This window comes from Pseudomonas sp. ANT_H12B (assembly GCF_008369325.1).
GTDB lineage: Bacteria > Pseudomonadota > Gammaproteobacteria > Pseudomonadales > Pseudomonadaceae > Aquipseudomonas.
The window spans coordinates 18,206-41,427 of sequence record NZ_VOBI01000008.1 but is presented as its reverse complement, the minus strand read 5'-3'; the positions used below and the strand labels follow the sequence as shown (position 1 = coordinate 41,427).

Here is a 23,222-nt window from a genome sequence, read left to right as displayed (position 1 = left end):
CGCCCGTTAAGCTTCAGTCGCTACACGTTTGTGCTTTGCGCGCCGCGACATCATGTTCAACCCCTCGATCGTCGCCGAGAATGCCATAGCCGCGTAGACGTAGCCTTTCGGTACGTGGGCGCCGAAGCCTTCGGCGATTAGCGTCATGCCGATCATGATCAGGAAGCCCAGCGCCAGCATGACCACCGTCGGATTGTCGTTGATGAATTTGGCCAGAGGATCAGCCGCCAGCAGCATCACCAGCACCGACACCACCACCGCGATGATCATGATCGGCAAATGCTCGGTCATGCCGACAGCGGTAATGATGCTGTCGATGGAAAACACCATGTCCAGCATCAGGATCTGACCGATGGCAGCGGCGAAGCCCAGGGTCACGGTCGAAGTAGCCGACTTCGGATCATCGGGCGCAGGGTCCATGCTGTGATGGATCTCGGTGGTCGCCTTCCACAACAGGAACAGGCCACCGGCGATCAGGATCATGTCCTTCCAGGAGAACGCGTGGCCGAGAAGATCGATCACAGGTTCAGTCAACTGGACGATGAACGCGATGGTGCTCAACAGGCCCAATCGCAGAATCAGCGCCATGCCGATACCGATGCGCCGCGCCTTCTGCCGATGTTGTTCCGGCAGTTTGTTGGTCAGGATCGAAATGAAAATCAGGTTATCGATGCCAAGCACGATTTCCATGACGATCAACGTGGCCAGGGCGACCCACGCGGTGGGGCTGGCGGCTAGTTCTACAAGGTATTCCATGGGTCAGTCCTGACTCGCTGTAAGACGGTTTAGATTTCCTGGGACGAAGATTCGGTTTTATCCGTCTCTTTTTCCGTTGATTCTTTCTTGCTGATCAAACCGCCCGTGGCATCGCTGATCGCTTGCTCGGCGGCTTTATGGGTGTCGTCGATTGCCTGCTTGGCGGTTTCGGCGGCCTTGCCCATCAATTGCTGAGCGCTCTTTTCGGCCTGGTCGCAACCGGCCAATACCAGTAAAGACGTAATTAAGAGCGCCGTGGTTTTGAGCTTCATGATGCTTTCCTCGATAGAACAGACAGGGCCGAAAAGGTGGCCCGTCGATAGCGGGGCATTCTAGGGAGGCAAACACTTCAGGAAAATTCGTATTTTTAGCGGTTATACTTCGGTTTTTACGAACTGTAGGTCGCCATGCTCAACTATCGACAGCTGCATTACTTCTGGGTAGTCGCCAAAACCGGCAGCATCGTGCGTGCGTGTGAGCAGCTGAACCTGACCCCACAGACCATCAGCGGGCAGATTTCCCTGCTCGAACAAACCTATGGCATCGAGTTGTTTCGCCGGGTCGGCCGGCAACTGGAACTCACCGAGGCCGGGCGTCAGACCCTGCAGTACGCCGAGCAGATGTTTCAACTGGGCGGTGAACTGGAGTTGATGCTGCGAGCGCAGCCTAATGAGCAGCAGATTCTGTTTCGAGTGGGTGTGGCCGACGTGGTGCCAAAATCCATCGTCTATCGGCTGATTGCACCGACCATGGAGTTGAGCGAGCCGCTGCGCATCACCTGTCGCGAAGACAAACTCGAACGTCTGCTCGCCGATCTGGCGATCCAGCGCCTGGACTTGGTGATCTCCGACAGCCCGATGCCATCGCACCTGGACATCAAGGGTTATAGCCAGAAGCTGGGCGAATGCGGGATCAGCTTCTTTGCCACCACGGCGCTGGCGGCGCGTTACGGTCAGGATTTCCCACGCAGCCTGCACGGCGCACCGCTATTGATTCCCGGGCCGGAAACCGTGGTGCGCAGTCGCTTGCAACGCTGGTTTGCCGAGCAGCAGATCCAGCCGCGCATTGTCGGCGAGTTCGACGACAGCGCGTTGATGCAGGCTTTTGGTCAGTCCGGCAGCGGGATTTTCATCGGCCCGAGCGTGATTGCCGACGAGGTGAAACGCCAATATGGCGTGGAGTTGATCGGCCAGACTGACGCGGTGACCGAGTCGTTCTATGCCATTTCGGTGGAACGCAAGGTCAAGCACCCCGGCATTGTGGCCATTACCGAAGGTGCCCGACGCGAGCTGTTTACCGCGATGTGAAGCGTCAGGCGCAGACTTCGCGGGGCTTGAAGGTCATCAGCGCCATCGCCAGAAGGATCGAGACCAGGATAAACCCGGCCGCCGCGAAACCGAGGCCGCCCAGGCCAACGCTGTCGATCACCCTACCGCCCACCATCGCGCCCAAGCCGATGCCCAGATTGGCCCCGGCGATGTTCAGCGACGCGGCAAAGGCTGGCGCTTCGGGTGCCGCCTTCATCAAACGCACATGACTGACCAGGAACAACGCTGCCTGAGTCACACCCCAAATGCCCATCGCCGCCGCCAGGCCGAGGGGCGAATGAATGTTGGGCACCAACGCCACCATACCGGCGATCATGAACGCGCAGAACATCATCGAAGCGATCAGCGGATGGCGGTCCACCGCGCGGCCGCCCAACGAGTTGCCGATCAGCCCGACCGCGCCGAAGCCCATCAGGCACCAGCCAACCACCGTACCGTTGAAACCGGCGAGGCGCTCGAGGATATCCGCCAGATAGGTGTAGGCAGTGAACATGCCGCTGAACACCAGGACCGACAGCAGTACATGGCCGATCATCAGCGGGCTGCGCAAAATCTTGAACTGCGAACGAAAGCTCACCTGATGCTGGTGCAGATTGGTTTTCGGCAGGTAGATAAACAGCAGCAACGCCTTGGCAAACGCGATCACCGCCAGAATGCCGAAGGCACTGCGCCAGCCAAACGCATCGGAAATCAATGTGCCCACCGGAATGCCGAATACCGTGGCGCAGACAATCCCGAAACCGATCTTGGCGATGGCCCGCCCGGCGTAATCCGGGCCGACGATGTCCACCGCCGTTTCACTGGCCAGCGCCCAGAACACCGGGAGCCCCAACGCGGGGATCAACCGGGCGATGGACATCACCCAGATGTTCGGCGCAAATGCCGCTAGCGTGTTGGCCAGGCCGAACATGATCAGCACCGAGATGAACAGCTTGCGGCGTTCAAACCTGGCGAAGTATGCCGTCAGGAACGGCCCGAACGCGGCAACGGTGAAGGCGAACAAGGTCACCAGCAAACCCGCTTGCGGGATGCTGACTTCAAGATCTCGGGCGATCGCCGGCAACAGGCCGACGATGACGAATTCCGTAGTCAGCACCGTGAAACCGGCGGCGGACAACAGAAGGATGGGCAACAGCATGCAGAACTCCAGAAAACGACGACACCAGCGATAGCCGGAAGGCCCACTGGCAGAACATGAAAATGAGGATGCGCAATCTTAACAGAGTGTTACCGATCAGGGTTGCACGAACCTGCCGATCTCGTTGCCTGCGCGGGCGGCAGATCGTCACAGGTCTGAAGGATGAAGACCACGCTGTGATAAAGTCCGCTCCCTGCGATACGTATACTCAATTCATCGGCCAGTGATTGGCATTGAGGTCGCCATACCCCGCACCTAATAAAATCAGAGATGCCGTTTTATGACCGCTTCATCCCCTTCGCTATTGCAACGTTTGAAACGCTTGAGCCTGGTCACGCAAATCATCATCGGCCTGATCGCCGGGATTGCCCTGGCCCTGTTCGCGCCCGAAGCTGCAAAGTCCACCGTGTTCATCGGCAAAGTCTTCGTATCGGCGCTTAAGGCCGTTGCGCCGATTCTGGTGTTCGTACTGGTCATGGCCTCGATCGCCAACCATAAGCACGGCCAGGAAACCCACATCCGGCCGATTCTGTTTCTGTATTTGCTGGGGACATTCGCGGCCGCTGTGGTCGCGGTCGTTGCCAGCACACTGTTCCCGTCCAGCCTGGTACTGGCCTCTCACGACGTCGCGGTGACGGCGCCGGGCGGTATCAGTGAAGTGCTGCAAAGTCTGCTGCTGAGCGTGGTCGACAATCCGGTCAGTGCGCTGATGAACGCCAACTTCATCGGCATTCTGGCGTGGGCCATCGGCATGGGCGTTGCGATTCGCCACGCCGGTGACACCACTCGCGAAGTACTGGGCGACCTGTCCAACGGTGTGACCTTGATCGTACGTCTGGTGATCCGTTTTGCGCCGCTGGGGATCTTCGGCCTGGTGGCGTCGACCCTGGCCACGTCCGGTTTCGGTGCCTTGATCGGCTACGTGCATCTGCTGGCCGTACTGCTGGGCTGCATGCTGTTCGTGGCGCTGGTGATGAACCCGGTGATCGTGTTCTGGAAGCTGCGTCGCAACCCTTATCCGCTGGTGTTCATGTGCTTGCGCGAAAGCGGCATCACCGCGTTTTTTACCCGCAGCTCGGCCGCAAACATTCCGGTCAATCTGGAATTGAGCAAGCGTTTGGGCCTGCATGAAGACACCTACTCAGTTTCGATTCCGCTCGGCGCCACCATCAACATGGCCGGTGCAGCGATCACCATTACTGTGTTGACCCTGGCGGCCGTCAATACCTTGGGTATCGCTGTGGATATTCCTACGGCCATTTTGCTCAGTATTGTTGCGGCGATTTGTGCGTGTGGCGCTTCGGGCGTGGCTGGCGGCTCGTTGCTGTTGATTCCACTGGCGTGCAGTCTGTTTGGCATCCCAAGTGAAATCGCCATGCAGGTGGTGGCGGTCGGTTTCATTATTGGCGTGTTGCAGGATTCGGCCGAGACTGCGTTGAATTCTTCGACCGATGTGCTGTTCACGGCGGCGGCGTGCTTGGGTGAAGACGAGAAAGCACAACGCCGGGCTTAAATCCGGCGCATTAAAAAAGGGCACGCCAACTTGGTTGGGTGCCCATTTTTTATGGGTGGCGGATCAGATGACGCGGTTTTGTTGCTTGGCGAAAATCGCTGCCATTTCCGGCTCATCCAGATGATCCAGCATTCTCTCCACCAACAAATGCACCCCGTCAGCCATGCGGCTGAGCGCCAGGGCTACGGAGCGGAGGGAACCGTCCACATCGTCGGCGAGGTTGGCGGCGATGGCACTGATGGACAGCAAATCTTCCGAGGCATTGGCGAGCAGGGTTTCAGGGTTGATACCCGGGCAGACACTGAAGAGCTGGCCGTTGCGTCTGGGTGGTTTGGGGTGGGCTGGCGGGAAGTGATGGTCGAGGGCGCGCTCGGCGGCTTCGTTGAGTTTGTTTGAATCAGGGCTTTCGTATGGGGAGATTGGGTCGGTGTCCGGCGGGTTTGGTGTGACCTTGAACATGATCTTCAATTCCTTGAATGATGCTGACAACACTTCGCCGACTAAACGAAGGGGTGGCAGCTGTACGCAGGTTAGTCGGACCGGGGAATTGAAGAAGCCGGCGCACCCGAAGGTGCCCTACGCACAGCCACCATCAAATGCAGGTAGAAAATACCTGTCTGACAGACAGCTTGTGCATCTTCAATTACCAGCGAGCGACTAAACCCGATCACTGATGGGCAGTGACAGGAACCAAGTTACCGACCGCCCCCAAGGCGCACAAGCCGGCGGATTCTGGCGTAGCCGTAGGCAACGACGCAAGGTGTTGTAGCTTTCACGAAGTAACCTTGGGGCGTTTTAAACAAGCGCTGTCGAGTGGTGTTTAACAATCGAAAATGTTGGCGGGAAACGATATTCGACAACCATTCGGCTTAACGGACGCGTCCTACGCTAAATATCGATTCGTCTGACTGCGCCAATTTGTAGATCCACGCAAAGTCCCGTGTCTTTAAAAGACACAGGGACATGTGGATGCACAGTGCTGCCAACCCAGTCATTTTCAGACGCGACGCTGATTTTTCCTGCGACATTCAGGTGCTCAATCAGCCCCAGCGCATCACCCCAACGCTCCATACACAATCGCTGCAATCCCCCGGCGAGCGCATCGTACTGGCCGCTGACCTGGCCCGCCAATGGGCAAATGAAAGAGGTCGTCCATGAACAAGCCACACCCAGCCGACCTCGCGGCGGCCGCCGCATCCAAATCCCCCATCGGCTCCCTGGGTGCCTGCCCCTTGCGGCAAACCCACGTGCAGTTGTTGCCCTTGCGCTATGGGCTGGTGGAAAAACCCCTCGACCCGAGTGCCGAACTGAAGCTGCCGTATGCACTGACGACCCGCCCGCTGGGCATCCGTTTGCTGCGTGATGGCTGGTTGTACGTCATCGACAGCGCCACAGGCCACCTGCACGAATACCAGGTGCTCAACGGACTGGTCAGCGCCTTGCTGCACAAGGGCGCCAAGGTCGATGGCGATCAGCGCACGCCCATCGAAGAGCGTCCGGCGCTGGTGTTTTCAAGACGCAGCACCTTGCATGTGACCTTCGCCGAAGTGCAGTGGACGGCGGCCAAATGCACGCAAGTGCTCGACAGCTCCGACGAACGTGAACACTTCATGCAGGCCGTCGACCTCGGCCCGGTGCATTGCCAAACTGGCGGCGAACACCTACTGACGGTCGCGCAAGGCAAGCAGTGGCTGGCGGAGATCGCGACGGTTCCGGCCCGGCAGGCGCAAGCCGCGCAAGAGCACGCCGACCTGGAAGCCGAGTCGCCGCCGGACGCCGTTCTGTTGCCGACGGTGCACGTCAGCGACGCCCCCGAGCACGAACGTGAACCTTATTTATGGGAAAAGCCGTCGCGCTTTCGCGAGGCGCACATCGGCGAGTTACTCGGGCGGGTCCGCCCGGCTTATCAGGACGACACGCTGTTCCTCGTGGTGCACGACGACCTCGGCGTACTGCGCGATCTGGCCGACTATCAGGACACCGTGGTCGGCTGGGTTGACGACTGGAGCAACGCCGATAACAACGAACGCGATTACTTGCTGGCCAGTTACATCGAATCCCTGAGCCAGCTCAGTCCGGCGGATATCGGCAACTTGGCCGACGCCAGCGACGATCCGCGAGTCCAGGCGCTTTTTGGCGATCTGGAACAGTTGCCGGAACCGGATCGCGAGCAGACTCGCAAAGCCTTGCTGGATTACCTGAACAAGGGCGGCAAGGTCGAGCCGCCGGACGCTCCCGTGCCCCCGGCGCTGGAGCAAGCGCGCAAAGAAGCGCATGCCGAAGCGTTCAAATTCGCCAGGTACCAGGGCGCCACTCCCGACTTCACCGCCCACAGCCGCGCCAGTGACGAGGCCGACCGGCGTTACTACGCGCGCCACCATTTCAAGCTCGCCCCCGACGACTTCGTCGACCGTCACCTCGATACCTTGATCAAGCTCGGCCGAGAGCAAAACAAACGCATCGTCGATGTGCTCGAAGGCTCCAGTTTCAGTGGTAAACGTGGGGTGAACGACTTCATCGACCGGCCGGCCATGGACGCTGCGCTGTTTCAGCACCGCGACGACCTTGGCCGCTGGAACCGATTGCTCGAGCGCATCACCGCCGACCGCACCATGCTGGTGGGTGCCGGTCGCTTCCATCGCTCGGCCTGGTATTACGACGCGCAGAATCAACAGCAACTCCACCAGGCCCTCACCGCCGAATACGCCTGCCTCAAGGACATCTGCCGCAGCGACCACGCCAGCGAAGTTCTGCTCGGTTATCTGGAAAAACACCCCGAACTGACCCGGCCACTGTTCTACACCTTGCCCCTGCGTCTTCAGCCGGAACGAGCCGCGCAATACACCACGTTGTTCAACGCTGGCATGGGGATGTTCAATAACCTGCCGCACTGGTTGGGCGAGTTACAGAAAATCGAACAACCGCACCTGCCGGCGCTCGACGACCTGCCCGAACACACCCGCGCCGTTGCCGACGCGGCCCAGCACAGCCTCAGCCCAGCGCTGAATCTGGGCTTGAGCCGGGCATTGGAAGGGTTCGATCTGGCGGGAGAGAAAATCCCTGACCTTGACGAACTGTTCCGGCGCCTGCCCAAAGCCTTGTCGGCGCGGATACTCGATGCGGCGAAAACCACCGGGGTGACCTTTACCGTCGCCAGCCCGGCTGAACACGCGGCGTTGCAAACCAACCTCAAGGAACTGCTCAGTGAGCGCGACTACCTGAAAACCCTGACCCGTGAGCGAAACCGGTTCACCCACAACAAAAACCGGGCGGGGCACAAGACCCCACGGGCAGTGGAGTTGCAGACCGAAATCGTGCGCGTGCGTGCAGAGTTGACGCTGCTCGAAGGCCGGTTGGCCGGGGCGCTGAGCCCGATTGCGGAACTGCCGGATCAGTCGACGCGCCTGTACGGCGCGACACCGGCTCGGGCGGGGGTGACGGTGGTGTTTCCGCCGGCGCAGCAGTTGGAGGTGCGGAGTTTGCTGAAGGATATTCGGCTGGGGGTGGGTTCGGTGCCGAATGCGAAGTTGATTCGGAGCGAGGGGATGGGGTTGTTGGTGTTTTTGGTGCAGGGGGTGAATTTGGTTTCGGTGTATCGGGTGATGCAGAGCCAAACCGGTAACAAGCGAACATGGGCTCCCTTTGCCAATGCATTGGCGGTTACTGGTGCAGCCGGGTTTACTGCGGCGCAAAGTCTTTCCGATACCGCGTTGAAGGCACGTAGCGCTGCACTCGTCTCGGCACTTCAACACCACGCGTTGCAGAATGTGCATGTGCAGATGGGCAAGATGCATGTTGGGTTGGGTGGCTTTACCTACCTTCTAGGTTTTACCTCTTCAATGGTCAGCCTCGTCAACCACCACCAGAGCTGGCAACAGGCGACGCGTAGCGGGAATGCTGAGGCGCAGAACAGTGCAGCGCTCGCGACAGCGGGCGCTGCCGGCATGACGACCGTCAATGCCTATGGTTTGAATCACACCGGTCGTGCCGCGATTAACGTGTTGGTCGCAAAAAACAGCGCCGCAAGAACCGCCGCTTGGGCTGCCGCGGGCACCCGCCTCTCCACCGTGTTTTTCCGCTTCAACCTGGCCGGTGCCCTGTTCACCGTGCTGGAACTGGGGGGCACCTGGCTGTACAACCGCTACAACCTCAGCGCCCATGACCAATGGCTGAAAACCACGCCCTGGAGCCTGGATGCGGATAAACGCGGCGACCATACCCTGGATGACTATCAAGGTTATCTGGCCTATTTGCTTCACGCCCCGTATGCGCAACTGGGGCCGAACGCACATGACTCCTGGCTGAAAAATCTGTTGTTAAAGGCCAAGCCCAAGGACATCCATCTGGTGCTGCCAGGGCTCCAGCTCAATGATTTTCAGCCGCCCCTGAGCGGTCAACCGACTCATCGCCTGGGGATCGGCGCCCACCGACTTTCCGTTCCTCTGCACAGCCGTGGAGTACCGCGCGAGCGCAAGGACGTCGTCAGTGAGGAAGTCGCAAACAGCCTGCGCATCGTACAAACAGGCCCCGACCGGCTGGTGCTGTGCCTGCAATATCCCGTGGATCCCGACGCCGAATTCACCCCGGCGTCCGAAACGCTGGAGCTGGCGGTCTGTATCCAGACCTTGAACGCCAAGGGCGGGTGGTTTTCTCGCGTTCGGGTCATTCACCTTAACCCCCGTGCTGCGGGACGTTTCCCTGCGCTGCCCCGTCAAGCCGTTACCGAGCATCCGCCCATGTTGCTGGTTGAAACCCATTTGCTGGAGCCGGCCGACCATGCCCATCAAGATTGATAGCCCGATGCCCGCGCCGCAACTTGAGCAATTCCGCAAAGCGGGCGATATCGAACCGTTTCCCAGTGGAAGGATCACCTATCTCGCGCCGTTGCCACTGCCGACAGCGCTGCCGCCGCATGGCCCACATATCGGGGAGCTAAATGAGGTGTACATGGATTTTGGCTTGGGTTCACCGCAGGTGTTTTCATGGCAGGTCATATTAGGATTGCCGTTCAGTGGTGCCTTCATGATCGCTTTTCTCTTTCCGCTAATTGGCGGCTTCCTTGGAGTCGTACTCGGATATAGCTGGGAAGATACTAGAGATTCCATCGAAGGAATCTTCCATGCGTCCTACGGACTAGCCCTGATAACCGGCTTCTCTGCGTTGGCCATCCTCCTCTGCACCTGGCATCACTATCACAACAAACGCGCCGCCATCATCCCCACCCGCTTCAACCGCCAACGTCGCGAAGTCTGCTTCATGCCCGAAGACGCCACCGAGCCCGTCTTCGTCCCCTGGGAATCCCTTTCCGCCTGGGTCATCGAGGCCCAGGGCGCCACCCAGTACGGCATCCACCGCCAATACGGCATGGGCATCGGTTTCCAGCACGGCGAGACCCTCACCAGCGTCGAATTCCCCTGCTTCGGCCTTTCCCTGGCCATCAGCCACTGGGAAGCCATCCGCGGTTACATGGAATACGAAATCCACGACCTCAAATCCATTCAGGACCCACAAGACCTGCAAGGCCCCGACGACCCGCCCCACGAAGGCCTGCACACTTTCCACAACGCCCGCGCCCGTATGCACCAGCAAATCCATGACGGCCAACGTGGTCGAGTGTCCGGCTTCTTCTGGTACCTGTACCACGTCATGACCCTGTGGACGATTCCCAACCACCTGACCGAATGGGAAATCCGCCGCCTCCAGCAACTGGCCCCGCAGGCCATGCCCGAAGTGATGCGCCAATGGTCCGCGCCGCTGCCAAAGGAACAATGGGCCAAACCGAGTGAAGAACTGCTGCGCCTGAGCGATCAGGTCCGACAGCTGCATAAACGCCAACCTCGCCGACCAATCACCGAGATCTTTGCTGAAGTGCAGCGCTTGAATCCGACCGACAAACGCCGCGCATGAGTTGTTTTTCCAATGTCCGCGCCCACATCGCGTCCCAGAGCCAACTTGTCGATCTGCAACAGTTGCCGGAACCGGATCGGCAACAGACCCGCAAAGCCTTGCTCGGCTACCTGAACAAGGACGGCAAGGTCGAGCCGGTGGACGCTTCCGTGCCCCCGGCACTGGAGCAAGCGCGTAAGGAAGCGCATGCCGAAGCGTTCAAATTCGCCAAGTACCAGAGCGCCACACCCGACTTCACTGCCCACAGCCGCGCCAGTGACGAGGCAGACCGGCGTTACTACACGCACCAAAAAGCCCGCCAAGGCTTACACCTTGGCGGGCTTTTTTGTACCCGGGCTGTTTAGAACGCGCCCATGTAATCGCGCTTGCCCACTTCCACACCGTTGTGACGCAGCAGTGCGTAGGTGGTGGTGACGTGGAAGAAGAATTGCGGCAGACCGTAGCTCAGCAGATAAGCCTGACCGGTGAAGCGCTTCTCTTTCGGCGTGCCTGGACGCGTGACGATCTCGATGCCTTCCTTGCCGTCGATCTGTTCAGGTTTGATTTCGCCGATGTAAGCCAGGACCTTGGCGATCAGCGCTTGCAGTTCGGCGAAGGTGGTTTCGGTGTCTTCGTACTTCGGCACTTCGATCTCGGCCAGACGCGAAGAAACGCCCTTGGCGAAATCAACGGCGATCTGCACCTGACGCACCAGCGGGAACATGTCCGGGTACAGACGGGCTTGCAGGAATGCATTCGGATCGATGTTCTTGGCGGTGGCGTGTGCTTCAGCCTTGTTCAGAACATCGCTCAGGGCGTTGAGCATTTGTTTGAAAACCGGAACGGAAGCGGCGTACAGGGAAATGGTCATGGCAGTCTCGTGTTGTGACAGGAGGGAACGTCGGCCGATTATAGCCATCCGCGTCCCTCCTGCGACCGGTCTTTTATCCAGCGGTCAGTGGGAGGACATCCCGGCAGCGTGCATCAACAACGCCGTGATATTCCCGGATACGCAAGAAGTCTGGCGGGGTACTGCTGCTCTTCAGCTAAAGTACAGGCAAATCATCGGGCCACCGCCCATGAGCCTAACTGTTTGTAAGGGTCCAGAACCTATGAGTACCGAGCAACAGACGACTTTCGACGAACCGCGACTCAACAGCACGGAAATCCGCATTCTGGGTTCGTTGATCGAGAAACAGGCCACCAGCCCGGAAACCTATCCGCTGACCCTCAATGCGCTGGTGATCGCCTGCAACCAGAAAACCAGCCGCGAACCGGTGACGAACCTCACCCAGGGTCAGGTTGGCCAGAGCCTACGCGCCCTTGAAGGTCGCGGCTTCACCAAACTGGTGATGGGCAGTCGTGCCGATCGCTGGGAGCACAAGGTCGATAAGGCACTTGAACTGGTGCCGGCTCAGGTCATTCTGGCGGGCCTGTTGTTTCTGCGCGGCCCGCAAACGGTCAATGAACTGCTGACCCGCAGCGGACGCATGCATGACTTCGAAGATGCCGAACAAGTAGTTCATCAACTGGAGCGCTTGATCGCGCGAGGCCTGGCGCTGTTGATACCGCGTCAGGCCGGCCAGCGCGAGGACCGCTACATGCACGCCTTGGGCGATCCGGCGGACATCGAAGTGATCCTCGCGGCACGGCATAACCCGGTCGAACGCGGCACGGGTGGCGGTGTTTCAGTTGAGCGGATCGAGGAACTTGAAGCGCGAATTACCGCGCTGGAAGAACGCCTGGCACGCCTCGAATAAACACCTCGGTCTATGCGCAATTATTCGCCGTCCCAATAATTCCACCCCCATCGGCTTGCCTGGCGACGGCGACGGAGCCCGACGCATTGCCCTCGGCATCGACCTTGAAGTTGTCCATCACAACGTACTTGCCGGAATCGGGGTACTCACCAATATCCGGCGATTGCTGGGTGCTGACCGCCAGGTAGCGCAGCTCGCCGCTCAGCTAAGTGGAAGCCGTTTCACGAGGCGTATTTGGCAAGAGGCGTCTCGAAAACTCAGGCATTGGTGGCCCTTGCTCGTAAGCTGTGCCGGGTAGCATTTGCTCTGATGAAAAATCAGAGCAAATACCAGTCAGCCTGAAAAATGAGGGTTGCCGGCCAACATAGAATCTCCCACAGTGGTTCTGCGTCGTTCACAAAACTTTTATCCGACGCCGATCCACTGTGGGAGCGGGCTTGCCCGCGAAGGGGCCAGCACTGTCAGAAAAAATCAGCTACGGGCAAATTCCACAGCTTTATGAAACTGCTCATCAGTCGGCCGCACGCCGGTGTACAGCACGAACTGCTCCAGCGCCTGGATTGCGATTACTTCCAATCCGGTGATCACTCGCTTACCTTCAGCACGACCGCGCACGATCAGTGGTGTTTCCGAGGGAATCGCCACCACATCAAAGACAGTCTCGGCAGATGCAATAACTTGCGCATCGAACGCCAGTTGATCGGCCTCCGGTCCGCCAGTCATGCCAATCGGTGTAACGTTGATCAGCATTTGCGGCCGCCGGCCGCCAAGTTCCGCTTGCCATTGATAGCCCAGGGATTCGGCCAATGCACGACCGGTGCGCTCGTTACGGGCGACGATCAGGCCATTTTTGTAGCCTCCATCGCGCAACGCGCTGGCCACGGCTTTGGCCATGCCGCCGCTGCCGCGCAGGGCAAAGGTCGAATCCTTGGGCACCTGGTGGGTTTCAAGCAACTGGGCGATAGCAATGTAATCAGTGTTGTAAGCCTTGAGGTGGCCGTTGGTGTTGACGATGGTGTTGATCGATTGGATCGCCGCCGCAGACGCATCCAGCTCATCAACCAGTGCAATGCAGGCTTCCTTGAATGGCATCGACACACCACAACCTCGAATCCCCAATGCGCGGATGCCACCGACGGCCCCCGGCAGATCCTGGCTGCTGAAGGCCTTGTAATAGAAATTCAGGCCCAGTTGTTCGTACAGATGATTGTGAAATCGCAAGCCAAAGTTCCCGGGGCGTCCCGAGAGAGACATGCACAACTGGGTGTCTTTGTTGGGGTTCATCTGCATGTGGATCTCCTTCAATAGCACGTTCAGATGGACGGGATTAGCCAGGCCATCGTGTTCTGCTCGATCATATTGACGTGCGTGCGCGAGGCCTCGCACGACCGTAAGGAAGCCGGTACAGACCTTACACAAAATTTACCCAACGGCTGTGTTGATTTTCCAAAAAACGCTGTCTTAGAAGTATCCCCGCGACAATCCTTGGGTCTATTGCAGGCGCAAGCGCCGGGTCGAAGAACCGAGGAATTATCATGATCCGTAAAATCCCCACAGTTGCCTTGCTGATCGGTGCCCTCGCTATCGCTGGGCAAGCAGAGGCTGGCGGCGGTCACGGTTGGCAAGGGCCTGCGGTGTTTGGTGCGATCGTAGGCTCGGCCATCGTCGGCTCGGCAATTATCAACAGCAACCGGCCGGTCTAGGTACAGCAACCGGTTTACGCTCAGCCACAGCCGGTTTACGTGCAGCCACCTCCGGTTTATTACCAGCCGGCTCCGGTCTACGTGCAGCAACCGGTCTACTACGGCCCACCACCGGTTTATTACGGTCCGCCACGTGGTTACTACGGTCCACCCCGCGGTTATTACGGCCCTCCTCATGGTTATGGCCGCTGGTAACCGAATCATCAGGCCCCGCCTCAACAGCGGGGCCTTTTTTGTGACCGTTCGTCGGCAGAGGTCTGGATAAATCTCGCCAAGGTCGCTGTGGGGACAGTTTTTATGGTTCAAGTTGGCAAGATTGACTCGCCACCCTTCCCCCGTTTTGGGGAAAACGGTCATATTTATGTCATGTCGGGTCCGCAATCTTGGATCTGTCCGTAAACAACAGGTTGATAACAACAAGGACGACCTTATGCCCACGCAAAACCCGCACCATATTGTCGGCTTGTGCACTTCGAGCAAGGTGTACAACGCACTGACCGAACTCAAGCACCTGGAAGGCCATCGCAGCGCCAAGTTTCTTTCGCTGCTGGCGGAAAACCTGGTGCGTAAAGGCCTGCTCAACGAGCAGGAAGTGGTTCATATGCTTGATCTGGTGGTCGACTGAACCGAAGACTCATTGGCGTCAATGACGACTATCGAAAGCGTTGATTGTCCGTCCAGGCGTCAGGTCCGTAAGGTAGCTCCATAGATTGATGGAGGTACGTATGTCCCAGGTTCAGATCATGTCCGTTATTGGCAGCGCCGTTCCCGCACCGCTCAGAGAGCTAGGATTGCTCGCCTGTTGGTATCTGATGCAGGACGGCGAACCGATCAGCGGCCCGCTCACCTCCCTGCCGGCCGCCCAAGCGTTGTCACAGCGCATCAGCACAGGTCAACTCAGCGCCTAAGGCAGCTGAACCCGCGGTTTGGTTTCGATGAAGATTGCCCAGCTCGACATGAACAGCGCGGCGATCAACGGCCCGATGACAAAACCATTGAGACCGAAGATCGCCAGACCGCCAAGGGTCGAGATGAGGATCAAATAGTCCGGCATCTTCGTATCCTTACCCACCAGAATCGGTCGCAGCACGTTGTCCACCAGGCCAATCACGAACACCCCGAACAGCGCCAGCACCACACCCTGCCAGATCGCGCCGGTGAACAGGAAAAACGCTGCCACCGGCGCCCAGACGATTCCCGCCCCCACCGCTGGCAACAGCGACAGAAACGCCATCAGCACCGCCCAGAGCAAAGCGCTCGGAATGTCCAGAAACCAGAAAATCAAACCGCCCAACGCGCCCTGCGTGATCGCCACCAGCAGGTTGCCCTTCACTGTCGCCCGAACCACGCGATTGAACTTGAGTTGCAAGCGGCGTTTCTGGTTTTCCTGCAACGGTACCGCCGAGCGGACTTTACGGGCCAGTTCGGCACCGTCTCGCAGAAAAAAGAACAGCAGGTAGAGCATGATGAAAAATCCCACTACAAAATCAAACGTGCCCTGACCGAAACTGAAGACTTGCGTGGCGATAAACTCATTGCCCGTCACCGCGTTCTTGATGATTTTCTCCCGCAGTCCATCCAGCTCGCCGAGCCCGGCCCGATCAAGCAAATGCTGGAAGTACTGCGGCAAGCTGTGTTTGAAATGCGTCACATAGCCGGCGATGTCCAGTTCGCCGCTTTCGATGCTTTTGTAAACCGCGGCGCCTTCTTGAACCAGCAAGATACTGAGGATGATCACCGGCAGAATCGCGATGACCAGACAGATGCCCAATGTGAGCAGCGACGTCAGGTTGCGCGGCCAGCCTAACTTCAGTTGCAATCGCCGCTGCAGAGGCGCGAAGAGGATGCCGAGGATAACCGCCCAGAACACCGCGCCGTAGAAGGGCAGCAAAATCCAGATAAACGCGGCGGTCACCAAGCCCAGCAAGATCACCAGTGATTTGTCTTGCAGTGTCTGTTCGTTCATGTCCGATCCATGTCAGTGCGCAGGGGCGACTGCTCTTGTTCTGAAGAGCCGTCCAGATGCTTAGTCCGCCACGGTTCGCGCGAGTGCCATCCGTTTATTCATCAAGCATAGATCCAGATCAATGAACCCAACGCACAAGCCGTTTACCCTCGCCGGCTTTTGCGAGCGACACTGCCATGACCCTGCTCCCCCCGGAACTGCTCGCCCCCGCCGGCACCCTGAAAAACATGCGTTATGCCTTCGCCTATGGCGCCGACGCGGTGTATGCCGGTCAGCCGCGCTACAGCCTGCGGGTGCGCAACAACGAATTCGATCACGCTAATCTGGCCCTCGGCATTCGCGAAGCCCAAGACCAGGGCAAGCGCTTTTACGTGGTGGTGAACATCACCCCGCACAACGCCAAGCTCAAGACCTTCCTCAAGGATCTGCAGCCCGTCATCGCCATGGCGCCAGACGCGCTGATCATGTCCGACCCCGGCCTGATCATGCTGGTGCGCCGGCATTATCCGCAGATGCCGATTCACCTGTCGGTGCAGGCCAACACGGTGAACTGGGCGAGTGTCGAGTTCTGGCAGCAACAAGGCTTGAGCCGGATCATCCTTTCCCGGGAACTGTCTCTGGAAGAAATCGCCGAAATCCGCCAGCACGTTCCTGTCATGGAGCTGGAAGTATTTGTGCACGGCGCGCTGTGCATGGCCTATTCCGGGCGCTGTCTGCTGTCGGGTTACATGAACAAGCGCGATGCCAATCAGGGCAGCTGCACCAATGCCTGTCGCTGGAAGTACTCGGCGCAAGAAGCCACGGAAAATCAGCTCGGCGAAATCGTCCAGACATTCCGCCCCGAACCCACCTTGGGCATTGGCGCACCGACCGATCAGGTATTCCTGTTACAGGAAGCCAATCGTCCGGACGAACTGATGCCGGCCTTCGAGGACGAGCACGGCACCTACATCATGAACGCCAAGGATCTGCGCGCCGTACAACACGTCGAACGCCTGACGCAAATGGGCGTGCACTCATTAAAAATCGAAGGTCGAACCAAATCGCACTTCTATTGCGCGCGAACCACGCAGGTGTATCGCCGGGCAATTGATGATGCCGTGGCGGGTCGCGCGTTCGACCGCAGCCTAATGACGGATCTGGAGTCCCTGGCGCAGCGCGGCTACACCGAGGGTTTTCTGCGTCGGCACGTACATGACGAATACCAGAACTACCAGCACGGTAGCTCGGTGTCGGAGCGCCAGCAGTTCGTTGGCGAATTGACCGGCGAACGGCGAGATCGGCTGGCCGAAGTTAAAGTGAAAAACCGTTTTGGCTTGGGTGACCACATGGAACTGATGACGCCCAAGGGCAACTTCCACTTCGATCTGCATCAGTTGCAGAACGCTAAGGGCGAGCCGATCGAAGTGGCACCAGGGGATGGTCACACGGTGTATTTGCCGATTCCCGATGCGGTGGAGTTGAGTTTCGGGTTGTTGATGCGGGATGTGAGCGGGGCCTGATCAGCAAAATTGCACACGCACCTGTGGGAGCAGGTTTGCCCGCGATGAGGCCTTCACATTCAACATTCAACCCGCCCCACGACCCACCGGCCCCGACCGAACCCTTCCAGTTCAACGATCAGACTTTGCGGCAGTGTGATGTGTGTGTGATGGTTGTTCCGGGCGGCATAACGACGCTCGCCCGGCAAACGCACGCCCTGTTGCGCCAGCATCGAATTGAATAAGGTTTCAATATGCTCGGCATAGCCGGGGCCGAAAAATTGCGGGTCAATGATCAGCATCAGGTGCGCGACATGCGGCGCTTCACCTTCGGCATCGAAAAAGGGACTGGCCTGATAGCCGAAATGACAACCGGTCAGTCCGGCGGTCAGCAGCTCAACCATCAGCGCCAGGGCGGCGCCCTTGGCCCGGCGGTTCTACTACTGGACATGTCGGTCATCACCACCGTGCTGGTGGTGGGTTATCTGTTCGGCACTCGCGTACTCAAACTGGACCGGGAAACAACACTCCTGACCTGCGCAGGCAGTGCCATTTGCGGCGCCGCAGCGGTACTGGCAGCGGAGGCCACGATTCGCTCCCGCCCGGCGGCCACCTCGATGGCGGTGGCGACGGTGGTGTTATTCGGCAGTCTCTCGATGCTGGTTTATCCTCTGCTCTATCCGCTGACCGGCCTGAATGAAAGCACCTTCGGCATCTACATTGGCGCGACGGTGCACGAGGTGGCTCAAGTGGTGGCCGCAGGGGATGCCGTCGGTCCACATGCGCTGGCCAATGCGGTCATCGTCAAGCTGGTCCGGGTGATGTTGCTGATTCCCTTCCTGCTGATCCTCAGCCAATGGTGGAACATTCGCCGGTCTGACGAGCAAAAAACCAAAGGCGGGATCGTGATCCCCTGGTTCGCTTTCGGTTTTGTGGCGGATTACTCTCAGTGCACTTGTTGCCGACGGCGCTGACGCAACAGATCATCACGTGAACTCCTCGCGCAACATCGCCACAAATGCTTCTCGCGCCGGGTGAACCCCGGCGTTTTCGTGCCAGTAAAACAGGTTTTCGATGGCTGTCAGCTCGGGGAATTCATACCCGGTGCAACCGGCACCTTTGGCGTATTGATCGAAGATGCCCTTGGGCACCAGCGCGACGCCGGCCCCGGCGCTGACACAGCCGACAATCGCGCCGTAACTGGCCAGGCTGACAATCGGCAGCGCCTGCCCTTGCCGTAGCAACCAATGCTCCAACGCCGCCCGATAGGGGCAGCCCTGCGGCCACATGAACACGGTTTTGTCCTGCAAATCGGCAATGTCGCGCACCGGCCCCAGAGACGTCGAGGCAATCAGCAACAGCTCTTCGCGGTACATCGGCGTGCGTTTGAGTTGAGCGCGCTCGACATCGACCGCGACGATTGCGCCGTCGAGCCGGTGATTGACGGTGTCATCGAGCAATTGCCCCCAGGTGCCGGTGGTCAGCTCCAGCGCGACCGCCGGGAAACGCTTGTGGAATTTGGCCAGCAAACGCGGCAAACGCCCGGTGGCAGAGGACTCGATGGCGCCAATGCGCAACGGCCCGGACGGTTCAGCCGAAGGGTCCACGGCACGTTTGGCCTCAACAGTCAGGGCAAGAATCTTCGAGGCGTACGCCAGAAAGGTCTGCCCCGACGGACTGATTCGCAGCCCCCTGCCCTCACGCAGGAACAGCGCGACACCCAGTTCCGCCTCCAGGGCCTTGATCCGTGCCGTGATGTTCGACGGCACGCAATGCAACAATTCGGCCGCCCGGGCGATGCTGCCGACGTCGGCGACGGTTTTGAACATGCGAATCTGAGCCAATTCCATACATCACCTAAAGTGAACATTTGACGCACTATAAGTCAGTTGTGGCGAATGATCCGATTTCCGATACTCGGTGCACATGCTCACAGGTGCCCGACCATGCAACCGCTCACAGCCGTTTCCCATTCCCCCGTCAAAATCATCCTGGCCATGGCATTTGTCGTGGCCTGCTGGGGTTACTCACCGACCGGCATTCACATCGGTTTGCAGGCCTACGACCCTGGCCATCTGGCGCTGCTGCGGTTTCTGGTAGCGTCGGCGTTCATGGCCGTGGTCGCGGTGTTCAGAGGTATCAGCCTGCCGACAATTCGCGACCTGCCGTTGATGTTCGGCCTCGGTTTCTTTGCAGTGAGCCTGCACCACGTGGCGCTTAATTTCGGCCAGCAAGGTGTCAGCGCCGGCGCGTCCAGTGTGTTGGCACAATCGACGCCCTTGTTCAGCACGCTGCTGGCGCGCTTCGTGTTCAAGGACCGGGTGAGCGTATGGCGCTGGGGCTGCGTGTTTCTGGGGCTGATCGGCGTGGTGATTGTGGTGGCCGGCGATCACGGACTGGGAAGCATCGACGCCCACGGCTTGCTGATCCTGCTGGCGGCGGTGTCGTGGAGTTTCTACTTCGCGTTACAGAAGCATCACGCCCGGCGTTACGACGGGTTGACGCTGGTGTGTTACACGGTCTGGGCCGGGACGCTTGCGCTGCTGGTTTATCTTCCGGGATTGGTGAGCCAGGTCGTCACCGCTCCGGTTGATGTGCAGCTTGCCGTGTTCGGACTGGGTGTTTTCCCGAGTGCTCTGGCCTATCTGGCGTGGGCGTATGTGTTGGCTCATGTGGATCTGAGCCGTGCGGCGATGACGCTGTATCTGGTGCCGCCGACGGCCATGGGGATAGCGTCTTTTGCGCTGGGCGAGCGGCCGACGTTGATGGTGATTGTCGGAGCGATAGTGGTGTTGGCCAGTGTGTTGGCGTTGAATCTGGAGCGGCGGGTGGTGGTTGAGGTTGCCAGGGTCTGATGACTGATCTGTGGTGAGGCGTCTGACGTCTTCGCGGGCAAGCCCGCTCCCACACTGATCGCGTGAACACTGGAGATCCAATGTGGGCTTGCCCGCGAAGAACGAAAACGCGGTAAACCTGCCGTCCACAAAAAAACCGGCGCACTGGCAGGGTTCTGTTTATCGCCTGTCATCGGATAGCGGTGTGGGTTCATCCGCCGGAGGCACATCCTCTTCCGCTCCCGGGTCCATCCAGTCTTCTGGTCGATCCGAGTCTGCGCTGGCCGGGTCCAGCGAGGGATCCCTGCCGGGCGGTGTATCGTGATCCGTCGGCAACTCGTCCGTGCCGGGGATCGGTCTGGTGGGGTCGATATTGGACGTTCCACCCTGGAACATTGAGTCGTTAGCCATGACGCACCTCACTGATGAGGTCCAGTATTTCTGGGCCGTACAGGTTGGAAGCGGATGCGTGAAGAGCGTGCTATCGAGTAGATAATCGGTTGTCAGCGATCCGTCGAAAACCTGTCGCGACTGTTGCTCAGGTGCAACCACATCGCCGCTCGCGCTGCCTCCGCATCCTGGCGTTTGATGGCGTTGAGTATTGCCTCGTGTTCGAGGTTGGCCAAGTGCCCGAGCTTGCTCAGATCCACCGCGCCGCGCTCGGCGGCATTGACGCGGGTTCGCGGGATCATGGCGTTGCCCAGGTGCTGCATGATTTCGGTGAAGCACACATTGCCGGTGGCTTCGGCGATCAACAGATGAAAGCGTTTGTCGGCTTCAACGCAGCTGTCGTTGTTGGCGAGCAGGCTTTGATAATCATCGAGTGCCTGCCGCATCTGCGCCAATTGCTGATCGGTGCGACGAACTGCAGCCAGCGCCGCAGCCTGGGTTTCCAGGCCCATGCGCAACTCCAGAATACTGCGCACCCCCAGCGCGGTATCGACGTTCAGCCGCAGGCCCTGCTCTGGCGCTCGTTCAATAACAAAGGTGCCGATGCCATGGCGGGTTTCAACCAACCCGGACGCCTGCAACTTCGAGATCGCCTCGCGCACCACCGTGCGACTGACCCCGTGCTCCTGAACAATCGAGTTCTCCGACGGCAGCTTGTCCCCCGGCAGCATCTGGCCGAGCAAGATGCTCTGGGTCAGTTTGGCGACCAGGTCATGGGCCAGATTGTGGGTGCGCTTGCGGGCAGGCGCGTCGAGGTCTTCTTGCATGGCGATCATCCGGGAGCAGAGCTAGCGGAATCCTAGCACTGCGCTTGACGGGAATCTCAAGAAAACACCGACCAACTTGTATGACAACACTCAACAATGTGAGCAAAACAGCCATCACCAAGGCCCCACACAATCGCAAAAAGAATAAAAAATCGCTTAAACAGCGCCATTTTATTGGGTGACGATGCTTGCAGGACGGAAAAATGTAGTTGTATGATGTCTATCAACATCGCAACATCCCGTCACACCCCGCATAAAAATAATCAGTGGGAGATAACGCAGTGAATACATCCATATCCGGGATGAACGACGGCGCCGATTCGGTCCTGAAGTCAGCCATCTCGAAAGTGAAACGCCATGTACTGCCGCTGTTCGTGATCATGTTCATCGTCAACTACATCGACCGCGTGAACATCGGCTTCGTCCGCGCCCACATGGAGCACGACCTGGGCATTGGCGCTGCCGCCTACGGCCTCGGTGCCGGGCTGTTTTTCATCGGTTACGCGCTGTTCGAAGTACCCTCCAACATCCTCCTGCAAAAAGTCGGCGCGCGAATCTGGTTGACCCGCATCATGCTGACCTGGGGCCTTGTCGCTGCTTGCATGGCCTTCATTCAGAATGAAACCCACTTCTATATCCTGCGTTTTCTGCTGGGCGTGGCTGAAGCCGGATTCTTTCCCGGGGTGATTTATTACTTCACTCGTTGGTTGCCCGGCGTGGAGCGCGGCAAGGCAATTGCCATCTTCCTCAGCGGCTCGGCGATTGCTTCGCTGATCTCCGGTCCGTTGTCCGGGTTGCTGCTGCAAATCAGCGGATTCGGCATGCACGGCTGGCAATGGATGTACTTCATTGAAGGCATGTTTTCGGTCGGGCTGTGCGTGTTCGTCTGGTTCTGGCTGGACTCCAAACCCCACGACGCCAAATGGCTGAGCCGCGAAGAGCAGGATGCGCTGGTCAAGGCCATCGACGACGAACAACTGGCCCGCGAGGCTGCGACGCCGATCAAACCTTCCCTGGGCAAACTGCTCAAGGATCGCCAGATCATCCTGTTCTGCGTGATCTATTTCTTCATCCAATTGACGATCTATGCCGCGACTTTCTGGCTGCCGAGCATCATCAAGAAGATGGGCGATTTGAGCGACATTCAGGTCGGGCTGTTCAACTCCATCCCGTGGTTGCTGTCGATCGTCGGCATGTACGCTTTCGCTTCGCTGTCGGCCAAATGGAAGCACCAGCAAGCCTGGGTTGCCGCTGCCCTGCTGATCGCGGCGGCCGGGATGTTCATGTCCACCACCGGCGGGCCGATCTTCGCCTTCGTCGCCATCTGCTTCGCAGCCCTGGGTTTCAAATCGGCGTCGTCGCTGTTCTGGCCGATCCCTCAAGCGTATCTGGATGCACGGATCGCAGCCGGGGTGATCGCCTTGATCAACTCGGTGGGCAACCTCGGCGGTTTCGTTGCGCCGACCACGTTCGGCCTGCTGGAAGAACACACCGGTTCGATTCAGGGCGGGCTGTACGGCCTGGCGGCGACCTCGATCATCGCCGCGATCATTGTCTTCTCCGCACGCAATAAACCGAAAACCGAACCTGCCGTTGCACAGGGCAAACCAGCGCCCAATCACGCCTGAAATACTGGTTTA

Annotated in this window: 22 protein-coding genes and 3 pseudogenes; 14 read left to right on the top strand and 11 right to left on the bottom strand. The window is 59.0% G+C overall.

What is annotated here, in order from left to right; all coding sequences use genetic code 11:
* Positions 1-6: 6 nt before the first annotated feature.
* Positions 7-756 (bottom strand): TerC family protein, encoded by a 750-nt coding sequence (locus FQ185_RS14080; RefSeq protein ID WP_149417934.1) that lies wholly within the window; start codon positions 754-756, stop codon positions 7-9.
* A gap of 29 nt (positions 757-785) precedes the next feature.
* Entirely contained in the window at positions 786-1,028 is a 243-nt protein-coding gene (locus FQ185_RS14075) for a hypothetical protein (RefSeq protein ID WP_149417933.1), read from the bottom strand.
* A gap of 135 nt (positions 1,029-1,163) precedes the next feature.
* On the opposite strand from FQ185_RS14075, the gene nhaR reads away from it, so the two are divergent.
* Entirely contained in the window at positions 1,164-2,063 is a 900-nt protein-coding gene (gene nhaR / locus FQ185_RS14070) for a transcriptional activator NhaR (RefSeq protein ID WP_149417932.1), read from the top strand.
* A gap of 4 nt (positions 2,064-2,067) precedes the next feature.
* Here nhaR and FQ185_RS14065 read toward each other — a convergent pair whose 3' ends face one another.
* Positions 2,068-3,222: an MFS transporter gene (locus FQ185_RS14065; RefSeq protein ID WP_149417931.1), complete on the bottom strand. Its 1,155-nt coding sequence runs from the start codon at positions 3,220-3,222 to the stop codon at positions 2,068-2,070.
* A gap of 280 nt (positions 3,223-3,502) precedes the next feature.
* Here FQ185_RS14065 and sstT point away from each other — a divergent pair, with 280 nt between their 5' ends.
* Positions 3,503-4,735 (top strand): serine/threonine transporter SstT, encoded by a 1,233-nt coding sequence (gene sstT, locus FQ185_RS14060; RefSeq protein ID WP_149417930.1) that lies wholly within the window; start codon positions 3,503-3,505, stop codon positions 4,733-4,735.
* A 63-nt stretch (positions 4,736-4,798) separates the two neighbouring features.
* Here the strand turns inward: sstT and FQ185_RS14055 are convergent, their stop codons facing one another.
* Complete coding sequence (locus tag FQ185_RS14055) at positions 4,799-5,194, bottom strand: DUF6124 family protein (RefSeq protein WP_149417929.1); 396 nt, start codon at positions 5,192-5,194, stop codon at positions 4,799-4,801.
* A 695-nt stretch (positions 5,195-5,889) separates the two neighbouring features.
* On the opposite strand from FQ185_RS14055, the gene FQ185_RS14045 reads away from it, so the two are divergent.
* The 3 genes from FQ185_RS14045 to FQ185_RS14035 are packed head-to-tail and all read left to right on the top strand — an operon-like array spanning position 5,890 to position 10,986.
* Positions 5,890-9,528: a toxin VasX gene (locus tag FQ185_RS14045; protein WP_149417928.1), complete on the top strand. Its 3,639-nt coding sequence runs from the start codon at positions 5,890-5,892 to the stop codon at positions 9,526-9,528.
* A complete protein-coding gene (locus FQ185_RS14040) occupies positions 9,512-10,642 on the top strand; it encodes a SoxR reducing system RseC family protein (RefSeq protein ID WP_149417927.1) in 1,131 nt (376 codons plus the stop codon). Before FQ185_RS14045 ends, FQ185_RS14040 begins: the two co-directional genes overlap by 17 nt.
* Positions 10,639-10,986: a hypothetical protein gene (locus tag FQ185_RS14035; RefSeq protein WP_149417926.1), complete on the top strand. Its 348-nt coding sequence runs from the start codon at positions 10,639-10,641 to the stop codon at positions 10,984-10,986. Before FQ185_RS14040 ends, FQ185_RS14035 begins: the two co-directional genes overlap by 4 nt.
* On the opposite strand, the gene FQ185_RS14030 is transcribed toward FQ185_RS14035, so the two are convergent.
* On the bottom strand, positions 10,983-11,492 hold the full coding sequence (locus FQ185_RS14030; RefSeq protein WP_149417925.1) for a DUF1993 family protein: 510 nt from the start codon (positions 11,490-11,492) through the stop codon (positions 10,983-10,985). The two genes, FQ185_RS14035 and FQ185_RS14030, sit on opposite strands and share 4 nt — an antisense overlap.
* Before the next feature lie 241 nt (positions 11,493-11,733).
* Here FQ185_RS14030 and FQ185_RS14025 point away from each other — a divergent pair, with 241 nt between their 5' ends.
* Positions 11,734-12,381 (top strand): YceH family protein, encoded by a 648-nt coding sequence (locus FQ185_RS14025; protein WP_149417924.1) that lies wholly within the window; start codon positions 11,734-11,736, stop codon positions 12,379-12,381.
* Positions 12,382-12,401: 20 nt separating this feature from the next.
* On the opposite strand, the pseudogene FQ185_RS14020 reads toward FQ185_RS14025, so the two are convergent.
* Positions 12,402-12,583, bottom strand: a pseudogene (locus FQ185_RS14020) (cupin); the annotation flags it as partial.
* Here FQ185_RS14020 and FQ185_RS30600 point away from each other — a divergent pair.
* Positions 12,574-12,723: pseudogene (locus FQ185_RS30600) on the top strand (IS110 family transposase); the annotation flags it as partial. The pseudogenes FQ185_RS14020 and FQ185_RS30600 overlap by 10 nt on opposite strands.
* Before the next feature lie 129 nt (positions 12,724-12,852).
* Here the strand turns inward: FQ185_RS30600 and FQ185_RS14010 are convergent.
* Positions 12,853-13,671 carry a shikimate 5-dehydrogenase gene (locus tag FQ185_RS14010; RefSeq protein ID WP_149417923.1) on the bottom strand — a complete coding sequence of 273 codons (819 nt, stop codon included), beginning with the start codon at positions 13,669-13,671 and terminating at the stop codon, positions 12,853-12,855.
* 245 nt (positions 13,672-13,916) lie between these two features.
* On the opposite strand from FQ185_RS14010, the pseudogene FQ185_RS14005 reads away from it, so the two are divergent.
* The 3 genes and pseudogenes from FQ185_RS14005 to FQ185_RS13995 all read left to right on the top strand — a co-directional run bounded on the left by FQ185_RS14005 (position 13,917) and on the right by FQ185_RS13995 (position 14,992).
* Positions 13,917-14,279, top strand: a pseudogene (locus FQ185_RS14005) (hypothetical protein).
* Between the two features lie 235 nt (positions 14,280-14,514).
* Complete coding sequence (locus FQ185_RS14000) at positions 14,515-14,709, top strand: hypothetical protein (protein ID WP_135846312.1); 195 nt, start codon at positions 14,515-14,517, stop codon at positions 14,707-14,709.
* 100 nt (positions 14,710-14,809) lie between these two features.
* Positions 14,810-14,992 carry a hypothetical protein gene (locus FQ185_RS13995; protein WP_149417922.1) on the top strand — a complete coding sequence of 61 codons (183 nt, stop codon included), beginning with the start codon at positions 14,810-14,812 and terminating at the stop codon, positions 14,990-14,992.
* Here the strand turns inward: FQ185_RS13995 and FQ185_RS13990 are convergent.
* On the bottom strand, positions 14,989-16,050 hold the full coding sequence (locus tag FQ185_RS13990) for an AI-2E family transporter (RefSeq protein WP_149417921.1): 1,062 nt from the start codon (positions 16,048-16,050) through the stop codon (positions 14,989-14,991). The genes FQ185_RS13995 and FQ185_RS13990 overlap by 4 nt on opposite strands.
* Positions 16,051-16,226: 176 nt before the next feature.
* Here FQ185_RS13990 and yegQ point away from each other — a divergent pair, with 176 nt between their 5' ends.
* The gene (gene yegQ, locus FQ185_RS13985; RefSeq protein WP_149417920.1) at positions 16,227-17,552 is read left to right on the top strand and encodes a tRNA 5-hydroxyuridine modification protein YegQ; all 1,326 of its coding nucleotides are present in this window, start codon (positions 16,227-16,229) and stop codon (positions 17,550-17,552) included.
* Positions 17,553-17,611: 59 nt separating this feature from the next.
* Here yegQ and FQ185_RS13980 read toward each other — a convergent pair whose 3' ends face one another.
* A complete protein-coding gene (locus FQ185_RS13980) occupies positions 17,612-17,935 on the bottom strand; it encodes an Ldh family oxidoreductase (RefSeq protein ID WP_149417919.1) in 324 nt (107 codons plus the stop codon).
* Here FQ185_RS13980 and FQ185_RS13975 point away from each other — a divergent pair.
* Positions 17,846-18,505, top strand: a complete 660-nt coding sequence (locus FQ185_RS13975) for a YeiH family protein (RefSeq protein WP_256730408.1) — start codon at positions 17,846-17,848, stop codon at positions 18,503-18,505. The genes FQ185_RS13980 and FQ185_RS13975 overlap by 90 nt on opposite strands.
* Before the next feature lie 12 nt (positions 18,506-18,517).
* Here FQ185_RS13975 and FQ185_RS13970 read toward each other — a convergent pair whose 3' ends face one another.
* The gene (locus FQ185_RS13970) at positions 18,518-19,381 is read right to left on the bottom strand and encodes a LysR substrate-binding domain-containing protein (protein WP_149417917.1); all 864 of its coding nucleotides are present in this window, start codon (positions 19,379-19,381) and stop codon (positions 18,518-18,520) included.
* 96 nt (positions 19,382-19,477) lie between these two features.
* On the opposite strand from FQ185_RS13970, the gene FQ185_RS13965 reads away from it, so the two are divergent.
* Entirely contained in the window at positions 19,478-20,386 is a 909-nt protein-coding gene (locus FQ185_RS13965) for a DMT family transporter (protein ID WP_149417916.1), read from the top strand.
* Positions 20,387-20,868: 482 nt separating this feature from the next.
* Here FQ185_RS13965 and FQ185_RS13955 read toward each other — a convergent pair whose 3' ends face one another.
* Complete coding sequence (locus tag FQ185_RS13955; RefSeq protein WP_149417914.1) at positions 20,869-21,582, bottom strand: FadR/GntR family transcriptional regulator; 714 nt, start codon at positions 21,580-21,582, stop codon at positions 20,869-20,871.
* Between the two features lie 281 nt (positions 21,583-21,863).
* Here FQ185_RS13955 and FQ185_RS13950 point away from each other — a divergent pair, with 281 nt between their 5' ends.
* On the top strand, positions 21,864-23,210 hold the full coding sequence (locus tag FQ185_RS13950) for an MFS transporter (RefSeq protein ID WP_149417913.1): 1,347 nt from the start codon (positions 21,864-21,866) through the stop codon (positions 23,208-23,210).
* Positions 23,211-23,222: the final 12 nt, after the last annotated feature.

Bases quoted from the DNA above. Each gene is read 5' to 3' on its own strand.
- FQ185_RS14080 (WP_149417934.1), bottom strand. From the start codon at position 756: ATGGAATACCTTGTAGAACTAGCCGCCAGCCCCACCGCGTGGGTCGCC.
- FQ185_RS14075 (WP_149417933.1), bottom strand. From the start codon at position 1,028: ATGAAGCTCAAAACCACGGCGCTCTTAATTACGTCTTTACTGGTATTG.
- nhaR (WP_149417932.1), top strand. From the start codon at position 1,164: ATGCTCAACTATCGACAGCTGCATTACTTCTGGGTAGTCGCCAAAACC.
- FQ185_RS14065 (WP_149417931.1), bottom strand. From the start codon at position 3,222: ATGCTGTTGCCCATCCTTCTGTTGTCCGCCGCCGGTTTCACGGTGCTG.
- sstT (WP_149417930.1), top strand. From the start codon at position 3,503: ATGACCGCTTCATCCCCTTCGCTATTGCAACGTTTGAAACGCTTGAGC.
- FQ185_RS14055 (WP_149417929.1), bottom strand. From the start codon at position 5,194: ATGTTCAAGGTCACACCAAACCCGCCGGACACCGACCCAATCTCCCCA.
- FQ185_RS14045 (WP_149417928.1), top strand. From the start codon at position 5,890: ATGAACAAGCCACACCCAGCCGACCTCGCGGCGGCCGCCGCATCCAAA.
- FQ185_RS14040 (WP_149417927.1), top strand. From the start codon at position 9,512: ATGCCCATCAAGATTGATAGCCCGATGCCCGCGCCGCAACTTGAGCAA.
- FQ185_RS14035 (WP_149417926.1), top strand. From the start codon at position 10,639: ATGAGTTGTTTTTCCAATGTCCGCGCCCACATCGCGTCCCAGAGCCAA.
- FQ185_RS14030 (WP_149417925.1), bottom strand. From the start codon at position 11,492: ATGACCATTTCCCTGTACGCCGCTTCCGTTCCGGTTTTCAAACAAATG.
- FQ185_RS14025 (WP_149417924.1), top strand. From the start codon at position 11,734: ATGAGTACCGAGCAACAGACGACTTTCGACGAACCGCGACTCAACAGC.
- FQ185_RS14010 (WP_149417923.1), bottom strand. From the start codon at position 13,671: ATGCAGATGAACCCCAACAAAGACACCCAGTTGTGCATGTCTCTCTCG.
- FQ185_RS14000 (WP_135846312.1), top strand. From the start codon at position 14,515: ATGCCCACGCAAAACCCGCACCATATTGTCGGCTTGTGCACTTCGAGC.
- FQ185_RS13995 (WP_149417922.1), top strand. From the start codon at position 14,810: ATGTCCCAGGTTCAGATCATGTCCGTTATTGGCAGCGCCGTTCCCGCA.
- FQ185_RS13990 (WP_149417921.1), bottom strand. From the start codon at position 16,050: ATGAACGAACAGACACTGCAAGACAAATCACTGGTGATCTTGCTGGGC.
- yegQ (WP_149417920.1), top strand. From the start codon at position 16,227: ATGACCCTGCTCCCCCCGGAACTGCTCGCCCCCGCCGGCACCCTGAAA.
- FQ185_RS13975 (WP_256730408.1), top strand. From the start codon at position 17,846: ATGCGGCGCTTCACCTTCGGCATCGAAAAAGGGACTGGCCTGATAGCC.
- FQ185_RS13980 (WP_149417919.1), bottom strand. From the start codon at position 17,935: ATGGTTGAGCTGCTGACCGCCGGACTGACCGGTTGTCATTTCGGCTAT.
- FQ185_RS13970 (WP_149417917.1), bottom strand. From the start codon at position 19,381: ATGGAATTGGCTCAGATTCGCATGTTCAAAACCGTCGCCGACGTCGGC.
- FQ185_RS13965 (WP_149417916.1), top strand. From the start codon at position 19,478: ATGCAACCGCTCACAGCCGTTTCCCATTCCCCCGTCAAAATCATCCTG.
- FQ185_RS13955 (WP_149417914.1), bottom strand. From the start codon at position 21,582: ATGCAAGAAGACCTCGACGCGCCTGCCCGCAAGCGCACCCACAATCTG.